Below are 16061 nucleotides of genomic sequence, written 5' to 3'. Positions count from 1 at the left end.
GCCCGCGTGGTTGAGATTCGGCTGGCTGATGAGGAACAGGTACAGCCGCTGGATCTCCCCCGGCAGAAGTCCCGCGGCCCACAGTGGGGTTACTCAGTCGGCTCCAGGCCGGACCGGATCAGGCCGTAGGTGTACGCGTCCTCAAGTGCCAGCCAGGAGGCGGCGATCACGTTGTCGGCCACGCCGACCGTGGACCAGGTGGCGATGCCGTCGGTGGACTCGATCAGCACCCGGGTCTTGGAACCGGTGCCGTGCTGCCCCTCCAGGATGCGGACCTTGTAGTCCACCAACTCGAAGGTGGCCAGCGGCGGGTAGATGCCCTCCAGGGCCGTCCGCAGCGCCTGGTCCAGCGCGTTGACCGGGCCGTTGCCCTCGCCGACGGCGATCCGGCGCTCGCCCTTGGCCCACAGCTTGACGGTCGCCTCGTTGCCGGAAACCCCGTGCGGCCCCTGCTCGCTGATGGTCCGCCAGGACTCCAGCCGGTAGAAGCGCTCCCGGCTGCCACGCACCTCGTCGCGCAGCAGCAGCTCGAAGGAGGCGTCGGCGGATTCGTAGGTGTAGCCGAGGTTCTCCTGCTCCTTCACCTTGGCCACCACCCGCCCGGCCAGATCGCGGTCGGTGGACAGGTCGTAGCCGAGCTCCTTGCCCTTGAGCTCCACCGAGGCCCGGCCGGCCATGTCGGAGACCAGCATCCGCATGGTGTTGCCGACCAGCTCCGGGTCGGTGTGCTGGTACAGGTCCGGGTCGACCTTGATCGCGGAGGCGTGCAGGCCCGCCTTGTGGGCGAAGGCCGAGAAGCCGACGTACGGCTGGTGGGTGGACGGGGCCAGGTTGACCAGTTCGGCGATCGCGTGCGAGATCCGGGTCATCTCGGCCAGCCGGCCCGCGGGCAGCACCCGGCGGTCGTACTTCAGCTCCAGCGCGCCGACCACCGGGAACAGGTTGGCGTTGCCGACCCGCTCGCCGTAACCGTTGGCGGTGCACTGCACGTGGGTGGCGCCGGCGTCCACCGCGGCCAGGGTGTTGGCCACCGCGCAGCCGGTGTCGTCCTGGGCGTGCATGCCGATCCGGGCGCCGGTCGCCGCGATCACGTCCGCGACGGTGTCCCGGACGCCGGCCGGCAGCATCCCGCCGTTGGTGTCGCACAGCACCACCACGTCCGCCCCGGCCCGGTGCGCGGTGCGGACCACCGCGAGGGCGTACTCGCGGTTCGCCCGGTACCCGTCGAAGAAGTGCTCGCAGTCCAGGAACACCCGCCGGCCCTGGGCGCGCAGGAACTCGACGCTGTCCCGGATCATCTCCAGGTTCTCGTCCAGCGTGGTGCGCAGCGCCAGTTCGACGTGCCGGTCGTGCGCCTTGGCGACCAGGGTGACCACGGGCGCGCCGGAGGCGACCAGCGCGGCCAGCTGCGGGTCCTCGGCCGCCTTGCCGCCGGCCCGGCGGGTGGCGCCGAAGGCCACCAGCTGGGCGCTGCGCAGCTCCAGCTCGGCGGCGGCGCGGGCGAAGAACTCGGTGTCCCGGGGGTTGGCGCCGGGCCAGCCGCCCTCGATGAAGCCGACCCCGAACTCGTCCAGGTGCCGGGCGATGGCCAGCTTGTCCGCCACCGTCAGGTTGATGCCCTCCCGCTGCGCGCCGTCGCGCAGGGTGGTGTCGAACACGTGGAAGCTGTCGTCGGTACGGCTGACCTCGGTCATGACCCCTGGTTCTCCGTTCGGGGAGGTTGGTACTGCTCTGCCGGATTGTCGTCCCGGCTCCACTGTCCAGGATCCCGCGCGCGGCCCCGGTGTCCCCGGACCCCTTGTGGGGGCCGTCGGCCGGTCCGGAGGCTGTGCTCGTCGGGGCTGCGCCCCAAAAGCAAAAGACCCCTCGCGGGTGCGAGAGGTCTGCGCGCGGGTCTGGACGCTCGTGGTCGCTCCGCATCGGGTCCTGCGGAAGCGGTCACTGCGGACCGGCGCGCCTGCTGCTAATAATCAGCGAAAGCGAGGACACGCTCGCAGTCTGGCACAGCCTCCGGGATCCGGCCCGCCCGTCTCGCGATGCGAAACGGCTCAGATGAGACGACCGGTCGACAGTTCGAATCCGAACGGCTCAGGCAGCCACAACGACTCACCGACCGAGACATCCGTCGTCGTCGAGTAGTCCCCTTTCCTGGGATCACTGTGCAAAGTCACCCGGTGCTTCTGACGATCCACCAGCAGGTACAGCGGGATTCCGGATGCCGCGTATCCTCGCCGCTTGTTCAGGCGATCATTGTCAGCACGTGTGGACGTGACCTCAAGGACCATGAGAACACCGTCCGGCTTGCACCAGGACTCACGGCCGGCCTGCCATCGCATCCGTTTCAGTGAAGGTGCCATCCGGGATGTAGCGTCCACCAGGTACGATCAGCCCCTTCGTCGGGGCGAAGTCGACGCCTTCCGGACATCGACGAGCGACTTGCCAAACGATTCGGCCGATCGCAGTCTCGTGGTCACCATCCGGCGGCGGGGTCACGATGATCTTCCCGTCGATGAGCTCGGCCTTGAAGCCCTCGGGGGTGTCCAGGGCCAGAAAGGCTTCGAGGAGGTCATGTTCCGGAGCGCACGACGTCTCGGCGTATCCGTGCGGCAGTGCGGTCACGGTCCCTCCCACGGTGTTCGAGAACCCTGACGAGCGGAACGCTTCGAGGTTACGGCCCGGGCGCCCCGGTGTCGCGGGGCGCCCGGGCACCACGATCAGACGATCCGGTGCAGCCAGTTGTGGGTGTCCGGCGCCTGACCGCCCTGGATGGCCAGCAGGGCGCGGCGCAGCTCCATGGTGATCGGGCCGGGCTCGCCGGTGCCGACGGTCCAGTCGGCGGCCGCGGACTTCACCGAGCCGACCGGGGTGATGACGGCGGCGGTGCCGCAGGCGAAGACCTCGGTGAGGGTGCCGTCGGCGTTCGCCTGCTGCCACTCGTCGGTGGAGATCTTCCGCTCCTCGACCGCGTAGCCCAGGTCGGCGGCGAGCTGGAGCAGCGAGTCGCGGGTGATGCCGGGCAGCAGCGCGCCGGACAGCTCCGGGGTGACGATCCGGGCGTCCTCGCCCTCGCCGAAGACGAAGTACAGGTTCATACCGCCCATCTCCTCGACCCACCGGTGCTCGGCGGCGTCGAGCCAGACCACCTGGTCGCAGCCCTTCTCGGCGGCCTGGGCCTGGGCGACCAGCGAGGCCGCGTAGTTGCCCGCGCACTTGGCGGCGCCGGTGCCGCCGGGCGCGGCCCGGACGTACTCCTTGGACAGCCAGACCGAGACCGGCTTGATGCCGCCCTGGAAGTAGGCGCCGGCCGGGGAGGCGATGATCATGAAGAGGTAGGAGTTCGCCGGACGAACACCCAGGCCGACCTCGGTCGCGAACATGAACGGACGCAGGTAGAGGCTCTGCTCCGGCTCGCTCGGGACCCACCCCTGCTCCTGCTGGACCAGCAGCTCCACGGCCTCGACGAAGGTCTCCACCGGCAGCTCCGGCATCGCCAGGCGGCGGGCCGAGGCCTGGAAGCGCAGGGCGTTGGCCTCCGGGCGGAAGGTCGCGATCGAGCCGTCGGCCTGGCGGTAGGCCTTCAGGCCCTCGAAGATCGCCTGGCCGTAGTGCAGGGTCATGTTCGCCGGGTCCATCTCGACCGGCGCGTACGGGACCAGCTGGGCGTCGTGCCAGCCGCGGCCCTCCGTCCAGCGGATGGTGACCATGTGGTCGGTGAAGACGCGGCCGAAGCCGGGGTTGGTCAGCCGGGCCTCGCGCTCCGCGGCGGACAGCGGGTGGGCGGAGGGCTTGAGGTCGAACGTGATGGGCGCCTGGGTGGGCGTGCTCATGGCTGTTTCCTTCACCGTGGGGTTCGTTCGGGCCGCCACCGCCGAAGGAACGTCACGGCGATCCGACGCCGGAACGGACGCACGACGGCACGGCCCACTGTCGATACTCGCATCCAGAGGGCCGTGCCGAACAGCCGCCCGCTCCTTGGGGAGCTGCAAGCTGCGGTTATACGGTCCGGCCCACCTGGGCCGGACCCTCTTTGGGTCCGGCCCCTCAGCCGGACTCCGCTCTCGGTTCCGGCCCGCTAGCCGGACTCCGCTCTCGGTTCCGGCCCGCTAGCCGGACTCCGCTCTCGGTTCCGGCCCGCTAGCCGGATACTCGGCCGGCGAGCGCGTCCCCGACCTGGGAGGTGGAGCGGGCGGCGCCGGTGCGCTCGGCGAGGTCCGCCGCGACGGCGGCCTCGACCTTGGCGGCCTCGGCGGCGTAGCCGAGGTGCTCCAGCAGCATGGCGACCGACAGCACGGTGGCGGTCGGGTCGGCCTTGCCCTGGCCGGCGATGTCCGGTGCCGAGCCGTGCACCGGCTCGAACATGGACGGGAACTCGCCGCTCGGGTTGATGTTGCCGCTCGCGGCCAGGCCGATGCCACCGGTCACGGCGGCGGCCAGGTCGGTCAGGATGTCGCCGAACAGGTTGTCGGTGACGATGACGTCGAAGCGCTCCGGCTGGGTGACGAAGAAGATGGTGGCCGCGTCGACGTGCAGGTAGTCGGTGGTGACCTCGGGGAACTCCTGGCCGACCTCGGCGAAGATCCGCGACCACAGGTGCCCGGCGTGCACCAGCACGTTGTTCTTGTGCACCAGGGTGAGCTTCTTGCGCGGCCTCGCCTGCGCCCGGCGGTAGGCGTCGCGCACCACGCGCTCGATGCCGTACGCGGTGTTCAGGCTGACCTCGGTGGCCACCTCGTGCGGCGTCCCGGTGCGCAGCGAACCGCCGTTGCCGACGTACGGGCCCTCGGTGCCCTCGCGGACCACCACGAAGTCGATCTCCGGCTGACCGGCCAGCGGCGACTCCACCCCGGGGAACAGCCGGCCCGGCCGCAGGTTGATGTGGTGGTCGAAGGCGAACCGCAGCTTCAGCAGCAGCCCCCGCTCCAGCACCCCGGACGGCACGCTCGGGTCCCCGATGGCACCCAGCAGGATCGCGTCGAACGCCTTGAGCTCGGCCAGCACGTTGTCCGGCAGCGTCTCCCCGGTCCGGTGGTAGCGCCGGGCGCCGAGGTCGTACTCGGTGGTCTCCAGCTTCACGTCGGCGGGAAGCACGGCGCCGAGGACCTTCAGGCCTTCGGCCACCACTTCCTGACCGATGCCGTCACCCGGGACAACTGCGAGACGAATGGTGCGAGACATGCTCGGACCCTACTCCGGTGTCCCAGGTGCTGACACCTCACGTCCAACATTTGGACGATCAGATCAGATCGATCTCGATCGGGAACGGCTGATCCACCTTCAACTGCTCGTGATAGATCCCGGTCGGGAAGTACCTCTTCGAGGCTGGCTCCAGCTCGTACGTGTAGACGACCGGGCGACCTTCGTCGCACTCCACGCGCCAGAAGTGGCGGATACCCGCTGCCGCGTACTTACGCGGCTTGACCTCACGGTCGCGTTCACGGGATTCCTCCGAAACGACCTCGACCGCGAGCAGCACGTGCTCGGCCGAGAATCCGGTCTGGAGATAGCCCGTATCCGAATCCTCGTGGACCACGAGGATGTCAGGCTCGGGCCGATTCCGGCGGTCAAGCGTGACCGTCATCTCCGGCCACACCTCCCAGCCGTCCGGGACCGCCCTTTCCAAGCCGCGTTCCAGCAGGCGCTTCGCCCTCACGTGGAACTTCGTCTGCGGACTCACGAAGATCAGGCTTCCGTCGATCAGCTCGGTGTGCGGCGGGAGATCGGGCAGCCGGTCAAGATCCTCTGCGGTGTAGCCACCAGCAGGAGGCCGAATCCAGTCGGGGTACGGCGCGATGCTCATGGTTCCTCCCATACGGGCATCCTGGCGGCCCTCCCAGGCTACTCGGCAAAGCCTCCCTGGACGCCACTCCTTCGAGGGAGCACGTGTGACGAGGGGTGCGCCGGGGGCGCGCTTAGGGTGGCGTGATCTGGGGTTTCCGGCAGAACGGGGCGTGCGGGTGAGGGCCGAGCGGCGGCGGGAGGTGCTGGTCTGCGGGGGTGCGGCCGGGCTGGCGATGGGCGGGTTCGCGCTGGCGGCGGGGCTGCGCGGGCGGTGGCCGGCCGGGGCGGGCGCGGTCGCCGTGCCGTACCACGCGCACCTGTGGGACCTGCTGCACGGCCAGGCCACCGGGGACCTGCTGTTCAACTGGAACAGCGGCTACGGCGTCCCGTTCCTGGCGGACTTCTTCGCCTACCTGATGAATCCGTTCTCCTGGCCGACCGCCCTGCTCCCCCGCGACCAGGGGCAGCTCGCCGTCTTCCTGGTCGCCCTGGCCACCATCGGCCTCGGCACCGCCCTGATGGCCCACCTGCTCGGCCGGCTGCACCCCGGCCCCCGCTGGCTGCGGGCGCTCGCCGCCGTCGGGTACGGGCTCTGCGCCTGGGTGCTGGACGTGGGCGGGGCCGCGCCGATGTGGCTCTGGGGCCTGGTCTCGCTGCCGCTGCTCGGCCTGGTCGGGGACTGGTGCCTGCACGAGCGCCGCTGGGTGGCCGGCTCGCTGTGCGTCGCCCTCGTCTGGACGGGCAACCTCTACACCGCCGCGCTGGCCACCCTGGTGGCCGGGCTGCTGTTCGCCGTACGGCTGTTCGCCACCCCGCGCCCCTTCCGGCACCGGGTCCGGTCGACCGGGCGGGCGATCACCCTGACCGCCACCGGGGTGCTGCTCGCCTCCCCGGTGCTGTTCGTCGCCGTCCGGGCCGCGCGCGGCGCCCAGCCGGAGTCCCCGGTTCAGCCGCTCGGCCCGTCCGGGCTGGGCGGGCACCTCGCCCAGCTGCTGCCCACCACCACCGGCGGGCGGCCGCTGCCGGACGTGGCGATCGGGGTGCTCGGGCTGCTGCTGGTGTGCGGGCTGCCGTTCAACCGGCGGGTGCGGATCCGCGAGCGCGCGGTCTGGTGCACGGCGCTGGCGCTGGTCGTGCTCAGCTTCGTCTGGACCCCGACCGTGCTGGTCTGGCACGGCCTGGCGATCCCGGCCGGCGGCCCGTACCGGGTCTCCTTCGTGCTCAGCGGGCTGCTGGTGCTGGCCGGCTGGGTGTCGCTCGCCCACCGGCCGGACGGGCTGACCCTGCTGGGCGGCGCCGCCCTGGTCGCGGTGATCGCCGCGCTGGCGGCCACCCGGCGCTCGGTGCACCCCTCCGCCTGGGTGCTGCTGGGCGTCGGCGGCGCCGTCGTGCTCGCCGCGCTGTGGGTGCTGGACCACCGGCACACCGACCGCCGGGCGAACACCCTGGCCACCTGGGTGCTCGGCGGGGCGGTGCTCGGCAACGCCGTCTGGTCGGGGTACGCGGCGCTCGGCGCGGCCCCCGACGACTCCGTCCCCCGGGCCGCCGTCCGAGCCGGGCACGCGGCCGTCCGGGTCGGCGCCGACTGGCCGGACGGCCGCAGCGACCCCGGCCCGCACGCCTTCACCCCCAACGACCCGCTGCTGCTGAACGGCCAGGGCGGCGGCTACTTCAGCGGCTACCTGCCGACCGTCGTCGCCCAGCTGCTGCACGACCTCGGCGCCGGCTGGACGGCCGGCGGGCGGCAGACCGCGAGCGTCACCGATCCGGTCGGGCAGGCGCTGTTCGGGATCCGCGCCCACCTGGACGACGGGCCGCCGCCGTACGGCTTCACCCCCGGACGGGCGCCCGCGCCGCCGCTGGTCACCGTGCTGCCGCCGGGCTCCCGGCCGGACACCTCCTCGGTCTGGTCCCGCCAGGAGTCGTTGCTCGGCAGCCAGGTGTACGACGCCCCGCTGCCCGTTCCGGCCGGCGGCCCGGCGCCCACCCTGCACGGCACCAGCGGCTGGTCGGTGCCGGGCGGCGGGGACGGCACGGTGTTCACCGCCGCCTGCACCCCCGGCTCGACGGCGTTCTTCCACGGGGTCTGGTACCGCGGCACGGTCAGCGGCCTGGGCACCAGCTACCGCAGCGACGGCGAGCAGCCCACCACGGCGGTGGCCGTCCACCGGCTGGGGACCGTCCCGGCGGACGGGGTGGTCCGGGTGACCCTGCGGTCGGACGTGATCAGCCAGGTCCCCGCCCGTCCGATCGGCTGCCTGCGGGCCGACGCCCTGGCGGGCGCGGTCACCCGCCTCGCCGCCACCGGCGCCACCCACGTGGAGGCCGGTGGCCACACCTTCTCGGCCACCCTCCCGCCGGGCTCCACCGGCACCGCGCTGCTCTCCGTCCCCGCCACCGAGGGCTGGACCTGCGCCACCGACGGCGGCGCCCCCGCCCCGCCCGCCCCGGTCCTCGGCATGATCGGCGTCCCCCTCGGCGGCGGCGCCTCCCGGGTCTCCTGCGCCTTCCGCCCGCCAGGCCTCACCGAGGGCCTCACCGTCACCTCCGGCACCGCCGCCGCCCTCGTCCTGGTCGCCGTGTTCACCCGCCTCTCCCGCCGCCCCACCCGCACCCCCCGCCGCCGACGCCGCGCCGCCGCCGGGGCGTAGCCGAACGGCGGCGGAGGCAGCGGAAGGGGCGGTCCGCCGAGCTGCTTCGGCGGGCCGCCCCTTGCGGCGTGCGGGCCTACGGGAGGTCGAGGACCTGGGCCCGGCGGTCGGCCGGGTTGAGGTGGTGGAGCAGCAGGAGCCGGGAGGTGTCGCCCGGGGTGCGGTGCACGTCGAGGACGGTGCCGGGGCCGGCCGGGGTGACCATCGTGGTCGGGCCGGTGGGGCCGGTCCGGACGGTGAGGGCCGGGTGCAGCAGGTCCAGCGGGATGGTGGGGCGGGTGCCGCGCAGGCCGATGGCGGAGTAGGCCTCGGCCGGGTCGGGCTTGCCCGGCGCGGCGGTGCCGGCCCAGACGCCGTAGCGGACGGTGCTGTGGCCGGGCCCGACGCCGGGCAGGGCGCTCAGCCGGACCGGGAGGACCACCACGTCGCTGTCCAGCAGCTCGGTGTCGGTGTCGCCCCAGTGGGCGTTGAGCGGCTGGACGTCGAGCTCGTCGCCGGTGCGGGCGTCGAGGGCGCGGGAGACCAGGACGTCGCTGCCGCGCAGCCGGTCGGCCTTGAGGATCACGTCGGTGACGCCGTCCCCGTCGGTGTCCAGCGACACCCGCACCCCGTACAGCCCGACCGGCGTGGCCGCCGGGGCCCACAGCCGGGCGCCCACGTACAGCAGGTCGGAGTCGACGGCGGCGCCCGCGGCCCGCAGGTCGGCGGCCCGGTCGCCGGGGCGTTCGACGCAGAGGTCCTGGGACTGGTCGGCCGGTTCCGGCGCGTCCTCGGGCCGGATGCCCGCGCCGGGGCCGACGGCCTTGCCGCTGCCGGGCGGGCAGTCGGGCCAGCGGGCACCCTCGCCGCCGAGCGCGAGGGCGCTGACCAGTCCGGGCGCCTCGCCGGGGGCGGCGCTGCCGCCGAGGATGACGAGGGTGCCGTCCCGGGCGGTCCGGGCGGCTGCGGTGGCTCCGAGGTCGCCGGTGGGGCGCGGGGCGGCGAACACCGGGACCCGCAGCTGCGGCAGGGTCCGGTCGCCGACCGGGCTGAACAGCACCCGCCCGGAGAGTTCGCCCCGGTAGCTGCGCGCCCGGCCGCCCTGCAGGGTGTCGATGGTCGGGTCGGGCGTGCGGCCCAACTCCCCCGGTACGGACAGCGTCACCCGCACCCGCGCGGTGCCGCCGGCCGGTACGTCGACCTGGGCCGGCGCCACCTGGAAGGCGGCGCCCGGCAGTTGGGTGGAGGCCGCGTAGCCGGTGCGGTAACTCAGCGGCGCGGAGGAGGAGTTGCGTAGCTCGATCTCCCGGTCGAGGGCGGTCGGCCCGCTGATCTCGACCGGCCCGTAGGAGACCCCGACGTTGCCCGGCCGGGCTCCCTCCCCCGCCGCGTAGGCGACGACCGGGGTGCGGACCGCCCGATCGGCCTGGACCCGTCCGGCGCCGGTGCGCTCCGGCCCGTAGACCGGGCCGCCGTGGTCGTCGCCGAGGTAGGTGTCGGTGCTGGTGTTCATCAGCGCGGCCTTGACCTGCTCGACCGGCCAGTCCGGGTGGGCGGCGCGGACCAGCGCGGCCAGGCCGGCGACGTGCGGGGCGGCCATCGAGGTGCCGTTCTCGCGCTGGCCGCCGCTGCCGCTGCCGACCAGGGCGGACCAGATGGTCTCCCCGGGGGCGGCGAGGTCGGGCTTGAGCACCCCGGGCAGGCCGATGCCCCGGGAGGTGAAGTCGGTGAGGGTGTCGGCCCGGGCCGGCTGGTTCTGCGCGACCGAGCCGTGCAGCGGGTTGCCGGGCGCGGCGAGCCGGACCTGCGCGTCGCCCTCGGCGGCGGCCTTCAGCAGCCGTTCGCCGTCCGCCCGGCCGAGCAGCACGGCGGGGATCCGGTCGTTGCCGGAGATCTCGGCGAGGTGATCGGTGTCGGCGGCGTAGAGCGCGCCGATCGCGCCGGCGTCGGCGGCGTGGTCGGCGCGCGGGGCGGAGTTGCAGGCCCGGTCGGCGTCGCGGGTGCGCCAGGTGAGCACCGCGATCCTCCCCTTCAGCCGCTGCTTGTCGGCCTCGCTGAAGTCCGTGCAGCCGTCCGCCTGGTCGACGGGCGCGGCGAGGGCGCCGCTCACCTCGGTGCTGGACCAGCCCCGGTAGCGCTCGCTCCAGTGGCCGGGGACGACCCCGGCCAGCGCGGCGGGGGCGAGCACCGTGATGCCGTCCACGTCGGCGTGCCCGTGCACGGAGGCGGCGACGGTGATCGCCCGGACGGCGGTGCCGGGGCTGCCGCCGATGCCGTACACGTCGCCCTCGTTGCCGACGGCCGCGACCACCACCGTGCCCAGTTCGGCGAGCCGGTCGACGGCGAGCGCGTCGGCGTCGTCGGGGCTGCCGAAGCGGCTGCCGAGCGACAGGTTGACCACGTCGAGCCGGTCGCCGAGGTCGCCGTCGCCGTTCGGGTCGGCGGCCAGGTCGAGCGCCTGGGCGAGCCGGTCGGTGGAGCCGTCGCAGCCGAACACCCGGATCGCGTACAGCTGGGCGCCGGGGGCGGCGCCGGGGCCGATCCGGAACGAGGCCGGGTCGAGCCCGGGCCGGTACGGACCGGCGTACGGGTGGCCGTCGGCGGTGACGCCGTACCCGGCGGCCGTCCCGGCGACGTGGGTGCCGTGCCCGTTGCGCACGCAGTCCAGCGGGTTGTCGCTGGGGTGCGGCACCGGCTGGTGGTTGGGGGCGGTCGGGTCGGGGTCGTAGTCGTCGCCGACCAGGTCCTTGCCGCCGATCACCTTGGCGTTGGGGAACAGCGCGGGCGGCGCGGGCTTGCCGCGCTCGACCGAGCGGAAGGCCTCCTCGGTGCCGGGGCCGCCGAAGTCGGCGTGGGTGTAGTCGATGCCGCTGTCGATGATGCCGATCCGGGTGCCCCGGCCGGTGTTCCCGGCCACCGCCGCGTCACCGGACCAGACCTGTGGGGCGCCGGTCAGCGGAACGGAGTAGGCGTTGTCGCGCTGCTTGTTCACGATCGGGTGGACGGCCCGGACGCCGGGCAGCGCCCGCAGCGCGGACAGCCGCTCGGCGGGGGCGCTGACCGCCAGGCCGGTGAGCAGGGTGTGGGTGCGGTAGAGCTCGCGGGCGGCGGGGGCCGACCGGTGGACGGCCTGGGCGAGCCGGTGGAGCGCGTCCCCGGCCCGGGCCCGCTGGGCGGCACCGGCCCGGGCGGCGTCCAGGCGGACGTCGTCCGGCGAGCGCTGGGCCCGCCGGGCGGTGTCGGCGGCGTGCCGCCAGGCGGGGCCGGCCGCCTCGGTGCTCAGTTCGAGCAGGACGGAGGCCGTTCGGCCCTGGCCCGACGGGGTGACGGTCGGCGGTCCGGCACCGGCCGGACCGCCCGCGGCCGGGGTGGCGGCGAGCGCCGCGCCCCCGGCCAGCAGGGTCAGGGTGAGGCCGATCCGGGCGAGCTTCCGGCGGACGGGTGGCAGTCGCACGAGGGACCCTCTCCCCCGGCAGGGGGGAATGATCCGCACACCGAGGAGGTCGCTGGCGCCCGCCCGCGCGGACGTCGATCACCCTTCCGGGGGCCCCAAATTAGGATGATCTCGCCGCTCGGGGCGAGCGACTTCGCTCGGACGGACCTCGGTTGCACCCCACGGGGTGACGCACCGTCAAGCCGGTCGGCGCAGTAGGCCGATGAACGCCACCGTCGGCACCGCTCAGTGGTGGCCGGTGGCGCCACCGTTGTCCCGGCGGTCCAGCGAGCGCTGCAGCGCGGCGGCGGCGAAGGGGTTCCGCTCGGCGGCCCGGCGGCGGCGCGGGGCGCGCACGGGGGTGGCGGCGGGGGCGGGGGTGGCGTGGCGGTCGGCGGTGGTGGGCATACCGGGCTCCTTGGAAGCGGCGCTGCGCAACAGCGCGAGAGGGGAGGTGGGTACGCGCGGAGCAGGGATCGCCTGCCCGTGGGGGCGCACGCGCACACGGGCCGCGGACCCTGGCTACAGGGGCGGCACACCGTATGGCCCTTCCACGGTACGACCCCGCCCCGGCCGTGTCTGCTCGAATACTTGGATTTCCTAGTATCTGAGACGGGCGCCACCCGGGAGAACGCAGCAGGGCCCGGACCACCGTGCGAACGGCGGTCCGGGCCCTGCTCGGACCAGGGTCAGCCCAGGTCGACCGAGCGCGCGAAGCGGGCGCCGATCTCGGCGGCGATCGCCGTCAGGACGTCCTGCGGGATCTCGCTGTCCACGGTGATGGAGGCGAGGGCGCTGCCGCCGTCCCGGGCGACCTGCATGCCCGCGATGTTGATGCCCGCGTCGCCGAGGTGGCGGCCGAGCACGCCGACCACGCCGGGGCGGTCCTCGTACTTGAAGAAGGCCATGTGGTCGGTGAGCGCGACGTCGACGTCGAAGGTGTCCACGCCGACGATCTTCTGGATCTGCTTCGGGCCGGCCAGCGTGCCGGAGATGGCGATCTCCTCGCCGTTCGCGAGCGTGCCGCGCACGGTGATCACGTTGCGGTGCTCGGGGCTCTCGCTGGAGGTGGTCAGGCGGACCTCGACGCCGCGCTCCTGGGCGAACAGCGGGGCGTTGACGTAGGACACCGTCTCCGCCACCACGTCCTCGAACACGCCCTTCAGCGCGGACAGTTCGAGCACCTTCACGTCGTGCTGGGTGATCTCGCCGCGGACCTCGACGTCCAGTCGTACGGCCACCTCACCGGCCAGCGCGGTGAAGATCCGGCCGAGCTTCTCGGCCAGCGGCAGGCCCGGGCGCACGTCCTCGGCGATCACGCCGCCCTGGACGTTGACGGCGTCCGGCACCAGCTCGCCGGCCAGCGCCAGGCGCACCGACCTGGCGACCGCGATGCCGGCCTTCTCCTGCGCCTCGTCGGTGGAGGCGCCCAGGTGCGGGGTGGCGACCACGTTGTCGAAGGCGAACAGCGGGGAGTCGGTGCACGGCTCCTTGGCGTACACGTCCAGGCCCGCGCCGGCCACCCGGCCCTCGCGCAGGGCGCTGGCGAGCGCCTCCTCGTCCACGATGCCGCCGCGGGCGGCGTTGACGATGCGCACGCTCGGCTTGACCTTGTGCAGCGCCTCGTCGCCGATCAGGCCGATGGTCTCGGGGGTCTTGGGGAGGTGGACGGTGATGAAGTCCGAGACCTCCAGCAGCTCCTCCAGCGAGACCAGCTTGACGCCCATCTGGGCGGCGCGGGCGGCCTGGATGTAGGGGTCGTACGCGACGATCTTCATCCCGAACGCGGACATCCGCTGGGCGACCAGGACGCCGATCCGGCCGAGGCCGACCACGCCGAGGGTCTTCTCGCTCAGCTCGACGCCGGTGTACTTGTTGCGCTTCCACTCGCCCTGCTTGAGCGCCGTGTTGGCGGGGGCGATGTTGCGGGCGACGGAGATCAGCAGACCGCAGGCGAGCTCGGCGGCGGTGACGATGTTGGAGGTCGGCGCGTTGACGACCATCACACCGGCCTTGGTGGCGGCGGCGACGTCCACGTTGTCCAGGCCGACGCCGGCCCGGGCGACGACCTTGAGCTTGCGGGCGGCGGCCAGCGCCTCGGCGTCGACCTTGGTGGCGGAGCGGATCAGGATCGCGTCCACGTCGGCGATCGCGGTGAGCAGCTCGGTGCGGTCGGCGCCGTTGCAGTGGCGGATCTCGAAGTCGGGGCCGAGGGCGTCGACGGTGGCGGGCGACAGCTCTTCGGCGATCAGAACGACGGATTTGCTCACGACAGTGGGTCCTTAACTGTCCGGTTCCCCCGGGCACGAAGGTGGCGTGGAGGGCGGGGGAAGGTGGCATGGCCGCGTAGGTAGACGCACGACGCTGTGGGCCTGACGCGCACTCGGGAGTGTATCGGCGGGCAGGGTACGGGGCTGCTCCCGTCCGGCGAAATCACCCGGACGGGAGCAGCCTACTTGTACAAGGGCCCTGAGGAACCGGGCCTGGCAGAAGCTCGGGGCGAGGAGGCTCAGGCCTTCTCGTCGACCCAGCTCATCAGCGAGCGCAGCTTCTTGCCGGTGGTCTCCAGCAGGTGGTTCTCGTCCGCCGTCTTGTACTCGTTGTACTTGGGCAGACCGGCCTTGTACTCGGCGATCCAGGTGTTGGCGAAGGTGCCGTCCTGGATCTCGGCGAGGACCTTCTTCATCTCGGCCTTGGTGGCGTCGGTGATGATCCGCGGGCCGGTGACGTAGTCACCCCACTCGGCGGTCTCGGAGACCGACCAGCGCATCTTCTCCAGGCCGCCCTCGTACATCAGGTCGACGATCAGCTTCAGCTCGTGCAGGCACTCGAAGTAGGCGATCTCCGGCTGGTAGCCGGCCTCGACCAGGGTCTCGAACCCGGCCTTCACCAGGGCGGCGGTGCCACCGCAGAGGACGGCCTGCTCGCCGAACAGGTCGGTCTCGGTCTCCTCGGTGAAGGTGGTCTTGATGACGCCGGCCTTGGTGGCGCCCAGGCCCTTGGCGTACGACAGGGCCAGGTCGAAGGCCTTGCCCGAGGCGTCCTGCTCGACCGCGACGATCGCCGGGACGCCGCGGCCCTCCTCGTACTGGCGGCGGACCAGGTGGCCCGGGCCCTTCGGGGCGACCATGCAGACGTCGACGTCCGCCGGGGGCTTGATGAAGCCGTAGCGGATGTTCAGGCCGTGGCCGAAGAACAGGGCGTCGCCGGCCTTCAGGTGCGGGGCGATGTCGGCCTCGTAGACGTCGGCCTGGATCGGGTCCGGGACCAGGATCATGATGACGTCGGCCTCGGCCGCGGCCTCGGCCGGGGTGACCACGCGCAGGCCGGCCTCCTCGGCCTTGGCACGGGACTTGGACTCCGGCTTCAGGCCGACCCGGACGTCGGCGCCGGAGTCGCGCAGGGACAGCGCGTGGGCGTGGCCCTGGCTGCCGTAGCCGATGACCGCGACCTTGCGGCCCTGGATGATGGACAGGTCGGCGTCGTCTTCGTAGAACAGCTCGGCCACGGGGGCACATCTCCTTGCGTGATGGGGTGCCGGGGTTCCCAGCGTAGGCAACACCCGGCGGGGTGTGGGTCTTTGCTCAAGAGGTGCCGCGCGCCAGCGCGCCCTTGGAAGGGCGGTGGCGGGCGACGGGTGGGCCGGTCAGGCGCTGCGGTCGAGGGCGCGCAGCGAGCGGTCCGTGATGGAACGCGCGCCGCGGCCGATGGCGACCAGGCCGGACTGGACCAACTCCTTGATGCCGTAAGGCTCCAGCATCCGGAGCATGGCCTCCAGCTTGTCCGAACTGCCGGTGGCCTCGATGGTCACCGCTTCGGGTGACACGTCGACGGTCTTGGCACGGAACAGCTGGACGATCTCGACGATCTGCGACCGGGTCTCGTTGTCGGCGCGGACCTTCACCAGGACCAGTTCCCGCTGGATCGCAGCGGACTGGTCGAGTTCGACGATCTTTATCACGTTCACGAGCTTGTTGAGCTGCTTGGTGACCTGTTCCAGCGGGAGGTCCTCGACGTTGACCACGATCGTCATCCGGGACACGTCCGGGTGCTCGGTCGGGCCGACGGCGAGGGAGTCGATGTTGAAGCCCCGACGGGAGAACAGCGCGGCGATGCGGGCGAGCACGCCGGGCTTGTTCTCGACCAGGACGGAGAGGGTGTGCTTGGACATGTGGTTCCTCAGTCGCACAGGAGGGGTCCGGCGTAGCCGGTCCCAAGAA

Annotated in this window: 10 protein-coding genes and 1 pseudogene; 1 reads left to right on the top strand and 10 read right to left on the bottom strand. The window is 72.9% G+C overall.

Annotated elements, in window-relative coordinates; all coding sequences use genetic code 11:
• Positions 1-89: 89 nt before the first annotated feature.
• From cimA to ACWCYO_RS22365, 5 genes and pseudogenes are all read right to left on the bottom strand, one after another.
• The gene (gene cimA, locus ACWCYO_RS22385; protein ID WP_270143830.1) at positions 90-1694 is read right to left on the bottom strand and encodes a citramalate synthase; all 1605 of its coding nucleotides are present in this window, start codon (positions 1692-1694) and stop codon (positions 90-92) included.
• A 354-nt stretch (positions 1695-2048) separates the two neighbouring features.
• A pseudogene (locus ACWCYO_RS22380) lies at positions 2049-2619 on the bottom strand (Uma2 family endonuclease).
• A gap of 95 nt (positions 2620-2714) precedes the next feature.
• Positions 2715-3827, bottom strand: coding sequence for a branched-chain amino acid aminotransferase (locus ACWCYO_RS22375; protein WP_270143831.1), 1113 nt, complete (start codon positions 3825-3827; stop codon positions 2715-2717).
• Between the two features lie 307 nt (positions 3828-4134).
• Positions 4135-5175 (bottom strand): 3-isopropylmalate dehydrogenase, encoded by a 1041-nt coding sequence (locus tag ACWCYO_RS22370; protein WP_270143832.1) that lies wholly within the window; start codon positions 5173-5175, stop codon positions 4135-4137.
• A 58-nt stretch (positions 5176-5233) separates the two neighbouring features.
• Entirely contained in the window at positions 5234-5797 is a 564-nt protein-coding gene (locus ACWCYO_RS22365) for a Uma2 family endonuclease (protein ID WP_270143833.1), read from the bottom strand.
• Between the two features lie 151 nt (positions 5798-5948).
• Between ACWCYO_RS22365 and ACWCYO_RS22360 the strand changes: the two genes are divergently transcribed.
• Positions 5949-8429 carry a YfhO family protein gene (locus ACWCYO_RS22360; protein ID WP_449785187.1) on the top strand — a complete coding sequence of 827 codons (2481 nt, stop codon included), beginning with the start codon at positions 5949-5951 and terminating at the stop codon, positions 8427-8429.
• Positions 8430-8505: 76 nt separating this feature from the next.
• Here ACWCYO_RS22360 and ACWCYO_RS22355 read toward each other — a convergent pair whose 3' ends face one another.
• From ACWCYO_RS22355 to ilvN, 5 genes are all read right to left on the bottom strand, one after another.
• On the bottom strand, positions 8506-11862 hold the full coding sequence (locus ACWCYO_RS22355) for a S8 family serine peptidase (protein WP_270143835.1): 3357 nt from the start codon (positions 11860-11862) through the stop codon (positions 8506-8508).
• Between the two features lie 225 nt (positions 11863-12087).
• Positions 12088-12249, bottom strand: a complete 162-nt coding sequence (locus tag ACWCYO_RS22350; RefSeq protein WP_167344945.1) for a hypothetical protein — start codon at positions 12247-12249, stop codon at positions 12088-12090.
• 281 nt (positions 12250-12530) lie between these two features.
• A complete protein-coding gene (gene serA / locus ACWCYO_RS22345) occupies positions 12531-14111 on the bottom strand; it encodes a phosphoglycerate dehydrogenase (RefSeq protein ID WP_270143838.1) in 1581 nt (526 codons plus the stop codon).
• A gap of 239 nt (positions 14112-14350) precedes the next feature.
• Positions 14351-15349, bottom strand: coding sequence for a ketol-acid reductoisomerase (ilvC, locus tag ACWCYO_RS22340; protein WP_270143840.1), 999 nt, complete (start codon positions 15347-15349; stop codon positions 14351-14353).
• A 138-nt stretch (positions 15350-15487) separates the two neighbouring features.
• A complete protein-coding gene (gene ilvN, locus ACWCYO_RS22335) occupies positions 15488-16012 on the bottom strand; it encodes an acetolactate synthase small subunit (RefSeq protein ID WP_030286969.1) in 525 nt (174 codons plus the stop codon).
• Positions 16013-16061 lie beyond the last annotated feature (49 nt).

The organism is Kitasatospora sp. NPDC001683 (assembly GCF_053596495.1).
This window is presented reverse-complemented; position numbering and strand designations above follow the sequence as displayed.

Excerpts from the sequence above, each read along its gene's own strand:
- cimA (WP_270143830.1), bottom strand. The coding sequence starts at position 1,694 with ATGACCGAGGTCAGCCGTACCGACGACAGCTTCCACGTGTTCGACACC.
- ACWCYO_RS22375 (WP_270143831.1), bottom strand. The coding sequence starts at position 3,827 with ATGAGCACGCCCACCCAGGCGCCCATCACGTTCGACCTCAAGCCCTCC.
- ACWCYO_RS22370 (WP_270143832.1), bottom strand. The coding sequence starts at position 5,175 with ATGTCTCGCACCATTCGTCTCGCAGTTGTCCCGGGTGACGGCATCGGT.
- ACWCYO_RS22365 (WP_270143833.1), bottom strand. The coding sequence starts at position 5,797 with ATGAGCATCGCGCCGTACCCCGACTGGATTCGGCCTCCTGCTGGTGGC.
- ACWCYO_RS22350 (WP_167344945.1), bottom strand. The coding sequence starts at position 12,249 with ATGCCCACCACCGCCGACCGCCACGCCACCCCCGCCCCCGCCGCCACC.
- ilvN (WP_030286969.1), bottom strand. The coding sequence starts at position 16,012 with ATGTCCAAGCACACCCTCTCCGTCCTGGTCGAGAACAAGCCCGGCGTG.